The organism is Paraburkholderia sp. NMBU_R16 (assembly GCF_013282575.1).
GTDB lineage: Bacteria > Pseudomonadota > Gammaproteobacteria > Burkholderiales > Burkholderiaceae > Trinickia.
This window is the reverse complement of sequence record NZ_JAAAYE010000117.1, coordinates 1-5,133: the sequence shown is the minus strand read 5'-3', so window position 1 is coordinate 5,133 and position 5,133 is coordinate 1. Positions and strand designations below refer to the sequence as shown.

At 68.3% G+C, this 5,133-nt stretch carries 3 protein-coding genes; all 3 read right to left on the bottom strand.

The genetic code is table 11. The annotated features are described in order from the left end of the window. Positions 1-82: 82 nt before the first annotated feature. Positions 83-3,040: a formate dehydrogenase subunit alpha gene (gene fdhF / locus GWC77_RS26775; RefSeq protein WP_173262247.1), complete on the bottom strand. Its 2,958-nt coding sequence runs from the start codon at positions 3,038-3,040 to the stop codon at positions 83-85. 36 nt (positions 3,041-3,076) lie between these two features. Further along, a complete protein-coding gene (locus GWC77_RS26770; protein WP_173262244.1) occupies positions 3,077-4,669 on the bottom strand; it encodes an NADH-quinone oxidoreductase subunit NuoF in 1,593 nt (530 codons plus the stop codon). Further along, positions 4,666-5,133 (bottom strand): NAD(P)H-dependent oxidoreductase subunit E (locus GWC77_RS26765; RefSeq protein ID WP_173262241.1); only part of this gene is annotated, 468 nt, incomplete at its 5' end. The genes GWC77_RS26765 and GWC77_RS26770, both read right to left, overlap by 4 nt.

Below are 5,133 nucleotides of genomic sequence, written 5' to 3'. Positions count from 1 at the left end.
GGGCATCGATTCGAAGAACTCGCCGATGCGGTTGGCCATCTCGATCAGGTGCTGCTCGTTCATCGTCGGTCTCTCACTATGCTCACTTGCCCGTGCCCGCATGGGCCGCGCCGCGCTCGCGCTCGTTGAGCAGTGCCAGCTGCTCGTCGGTAAAGCGCGAGTACGCCTGCTGCCACGCCGAAGGCTGCTGGACCGGCATCACCTGCACCGCCGTCACCTTGTACTCGGGGCAGTTGGTCGCCCAGTCCGAGCTGTCCGTGGTGATCACGTTCGCCCCCGATTCGGGGAAGTGGAACGTCGTGTAGACCACCCCGGGCTGCATGCGCTCGGTCACCAGCGCGCGCAGCACCGTCTGCCCCGCGCGCGATTCGATGCCCACCCAGTCGCCCGTCTTCACGCCGCGCTCTTGCGCATCGTGCGGATGGATCTCCAGCCGGTCCTCGTCGTGCCAGCGCACGTTCTCCGTGCGCCGCGTCTGCGCGCCCACGTTGTACTGCGACAGAATCCGCCCCGTCGTCAACAGCAGCGGGAAGCGCCGCGTCACCTTCTCGTCGGACGCCACGAACTTCGTAATCACGAACTTGCCCTTGCCCCGCACGAACTCGTCCACATGCATCGTCGGCGTGCCCGTGGGCGCCTGCGCGTTGCACGGCCACTGCACGCTGCCCAGCTCGTCGATCAGCGCATACGAGACCCCCTCGAACGTCGGCGTGAGCCGCGCGATCTCGTCCATGATCTCGCCCGGATGCGCGTAGTCCATCTCGTAGCCCAGCGCCTTCGACAATTTGAGCGTCACCTCCCAGTCCGCATAGCCCGCCAGCGGCGGCATCACGCGCCGCACCCGCGAGATGCGGCGCTCCGCGTTCGTGAACGTGCCGTCCTTCTCCAGGAACGACGAGCCCGGCAGGAACACGTGCGCATACTTGGCCGTCTCGTTCAGGAAGATGTCCTGCACCACGATGCACTCCATCGCCGAGAGCGCCGCGGCCACATGCTGCGTGTCCGGGTCCGACTGCACGATGTCCTCGCCCTGGCAGTACAGCCCCAGGAACGTGCCGTCCAGCGCCGCATCGAACATGTTCGGAATGCGCAGGCCCGGCTCCGCTTGCAGCGCCACGTGCCAGGCCGCCTCGAACTGCGTGCGCACCGCGTCGCCGCCCACGTGCCGGTAGCCCGGCAGCTCGTGCGGAAACGAGCCCATGTCGCACGAGCCCTGCACGTTGTTCTGCCCGCGCAGCGGATTGACCCCCACACCCTCGCGCCCGACGTTGCCGGTGGCCATCGCCAGATTGGCGATGCCCATCACCATCGTCGAGCCCTGCGCATGCTCGGTCACCCCGAGCCCGTAGTAGATCGCCGCATTGCCGCCCGTCGCGTACAGCCGGGCGGCCGCGCGCACATCGGCGGCCGGCACCCCGGTGACCGCCTCGGTGGCCTCGGGCGAGTTCTCCTCGCGCGCCACGAACTCGCGCCACTGCGCAAACGAGACCGGCTCGCAGCGCTCGGCCACGAACGCCTCGGCCACCAGGTTTTCTGTCACCACCACGTGCGCCAGCGCATTGATCAGCGCCACGTTCGTGCCCGGGCGCAGCGGCAGATGGTAATCGGCCTTCAGGTGCGGGCCGTCCACCAGATCGATGCGCCGCGGATCGGCCACGATCAGCTTCGCGCCCTCGCGCACGCGCCGCTTGAGCCGCGAGGCGAACACCGGATGCCCGTCCGTCGGGTTCGCCCCGATCACCACGATCACGTCCGAGTGCGCCACCGAGGCAAACGTCTGCGTGCCCGCCGATTCGCCCAGCGTCGTCTTCAGCCCATAGCCCGTGGGCGAATGGCACACCCGCGCGCACGTATCCACGTTGTTGTTGCCGAACGCCGCACGCACGAGCTTTTGCACCAAATACGTCTCTTCGTTCGTGCAGCGCGACGAGGTGATCCCGCCGATCGAATCGCGCCCGTACTTGGCCTGGATGCGCTTGAACTCCGAGGCCGCATACGCGATCGCCTCGTCCCAGCTCACCTCGCGCCACGGCTCCGTGATCTTCGCGCGGATCATCGGCTTGGTGATGCGGTCTTTGTGCGTCGCGTAGCCCCACGCAAAACGCCCCTTCACGCACGCGTGGCCCTCGTTGGCCTGCCCGTTGCGGTACGGCACCATGCGCACCACCTGGCTGCCCTTCATCTCCGCCTTGAACGCGCAGCCCACGCCGCAGTACGCGCACGTCGTCACCACCGAATGTTCCGCCTGACCCAGCACCGTGACGGATTTTTCCATCAGGGTCGCCGTCGGGCACACCGCCACGCACGCGCCGCACGAGACGCACTCCGAGTCCATGAACGGCACGTTCTCGCTGGCCGCCACGCGAGAGTCGAACCCGCGCGCGGCGATCGTCAGCGCGAACGTGCCCTGCGTTTCCTCGCACGCGCGCACGCAGCGGTTGCACACGATGCACTTGGATGGGTCGTAGGTGAAGTACGGGTTCGATTCGTCCTTGGCGTCTTGCAGGTGATTGGCGCCGTCAAAGCCATAGCGCACCTCGCGCAGGCCCACCACGCCCGCCATGTCCTGCAGCTCGCAGTTGCCGTTGGCCGGACACGTCAGACAATCGAGCGGATGGTCCGAGATGTAGAGCTCCATCACGTTGCGCCGCAGCTCCTGCAGCCGCGGCGTTTGCGTGGCGACGCGCATGCCCGCTTCGACGGGCGTCGTGCATGAGGCCGGATAGCCGCGCCGGCCTTCGATCTCGACTAAGCACAGCCGGCATGAGCCGAACGGTTCGAGCGAATCGGTGGCGCACAGCTTGGGCACATTCACGCCCGCTTGAATCGCCGCGCGCATCACCGAGGTGCCCGCGGCCACCGTCACCTCGCGATCGTCGATCGTGAGCGTCACGTCCGTGTCGGCGTGCCGGCGCGGCGTGCCGTAGTCGATGTCGTCGAGCGGGTTCAGGTTCTGCGCGGCGCTCTTGCAGGCACAGTTGCCCGAGCCGCAGCCGCCGGCTTGGCCAGTCTTCGAAGGGGATACCAGTGCGTCGGACATGAATCAGTACTCCTCAAGGTTGCGTGCGCCAGCGGCTCAAGCCGCGGCCGCTTTGGGCTCGGCACGCAGACCGAAATCTTCCGGGAAATGATCGAGCGCGGAGCGCACCGGATACGGCGTCATGCCGCCCATCGCGCACAGCGAGCCCGACACCATCGTGTCGCACAGATCGCGCAGCAGTTGCACCTGCTTCTCGGAGGTGTCGCCGTTGCGGATGCGCTGGATCACCTCGACGCCGCGCGTGGAGCCGATACGGCACGGCGTGCACTTGCCGCACGATTCGATCGCACAGAAGTGCATCGCGTATTGCGCCAGCTCCGCCAGGTTGGACGTATCGTCGTGCACCACGAGCCCGCCGTGGCCCACCACCGCGCCCACGGCCGCATATGCTTCGTAGTCCAGCGGAATGTCCCACTGGCTCTCGGGCAAATACGTGCCCAGCGGCCCGCCCACTTGCACCGCACGCGCGGGCCGCCCGCTGGCCGTGCCGCCGCCGTACTCGTCGATGAGCTCGCGCAGCGTCACGCCGAAGGCCAGCTCCACGAGCCCGCCGCGCAAGATGTTGCCCGCCAGCTGAAACGGCAGCGTGCCGCGCGAGCGGCCCATGCCGAAGTCGCGGTAGTACGCCGCGCCGCGCGCGAAGATCACCGGCACCGTGGCCAGCGTGATGACGTTGTTGATCACCGTGGGCTGGCCGTACAGGCCCGCGAGCGCCGGCACCGGCGGCTTGGCGCGCACGATGCCGCGCTTGCCCTCGAGCGACTCGAGCAGCGCCGTTTCCTCGCCGCACACATACGAGCCCGCGCCCTTGGCCACTTCCAGCTCGAACGCATGGCCCGAGCCGAGCACGCTCGCGCCGAGCCAGCCCGCCTCGCGCGCGCGCTCGATCGCCGCGTTCAGCATCGCGATCGCATGCGGGTATTCGCTGCGCACGTAGATGTAGCCGCGCGTGGCGCCCGTGACCACGCCCGCGATGATCATGCCTTCGATCAGTCCGTACGGATCGCCCTCCATCGACAAGCGGTCCGAGAACGTGCCCGAGTCGCCCTCGTCGGCATTGCACACGATGTACTTCTGAGCGGCCTTGGCCGCGCGCACCGTGCGCCATTTGATGCCGGCCGGAAACGCCGCGCCGCCGCGTCCGCGCAGGCCCGATTCGATCAGCGCCTCGACGGCCGCGTCGCCGTCCATCGCCAGCGCCGCTTTGAGGCCCACGAGGCCTTCGTGGGCCAGGTAATCGTCGATCGACAGCGGATCGGTGAGCCCCAGGCGCGCGAACGTGAGCCGCTGCTGGCGCTTCAGATAGGGGATCTCCTCGACGAGGCCCACCGCACGCGCGTGCGTGCTGCCGCCGCCGTCGAGCCAGCCCGCGTCGAACAGCGACGCGACATCGGCCGCCTCGAAGTTGCCGTAGCCCACGCGGCCCGCGCTCGTTTGCACTTCCACGAGCGGCTCGAGCCACAAGAGCCCGCGCGAGCCGTTGCGCACGAGCTCGATCGCCACGCCGCGCCGCGCGGCTTCGGCCTCGATCGCCGCGGCCAGTGCATCGGCGCCCAGCGCGAGCGCCGACGAATCGCGCGGCACGAAGATGCGCACCGCCGACGGGGGTGTCCCGGCCTGCGAATTCATACGGACTCCTTATGAGCGGGTGCGATGCCGGCCTGCGTGCAGGCCGCCTCGAACAGCGCATCGAATTTGGCCGGCGTCACCTTCGCGTGCAGCGTGCCGTTGATCGTCATGGCCGGCGACAGCGCGCATTGACCCAGGCAGTACACCGATTCGAGTTCGACCGGCTCGCCTTCGGCAGTGTGGCTGTGGCTCTTGCCTTCGGCATGCTTCGCATCGAAGCGGCAACCGGTGCGTGCTTCGATATGCGCGGCCAGCGCCTCGGTGCCCATGCTGCGGCACGATTCGGCCCGGCACAGCGCCACGCCCACGCGCGGCGGCGCACTCGTGCGGAAATGGTGGTAGTACGTCATCACGCCATGCACTTCGGCGCGCGAGAGGTTCATCGCCCGCGCCAGCGGCGTCACGACCTCGGGCGGGATGAAACCGGCTTCGTCCTGTATCGCGTGCAGCACCGCGAGGAGCGA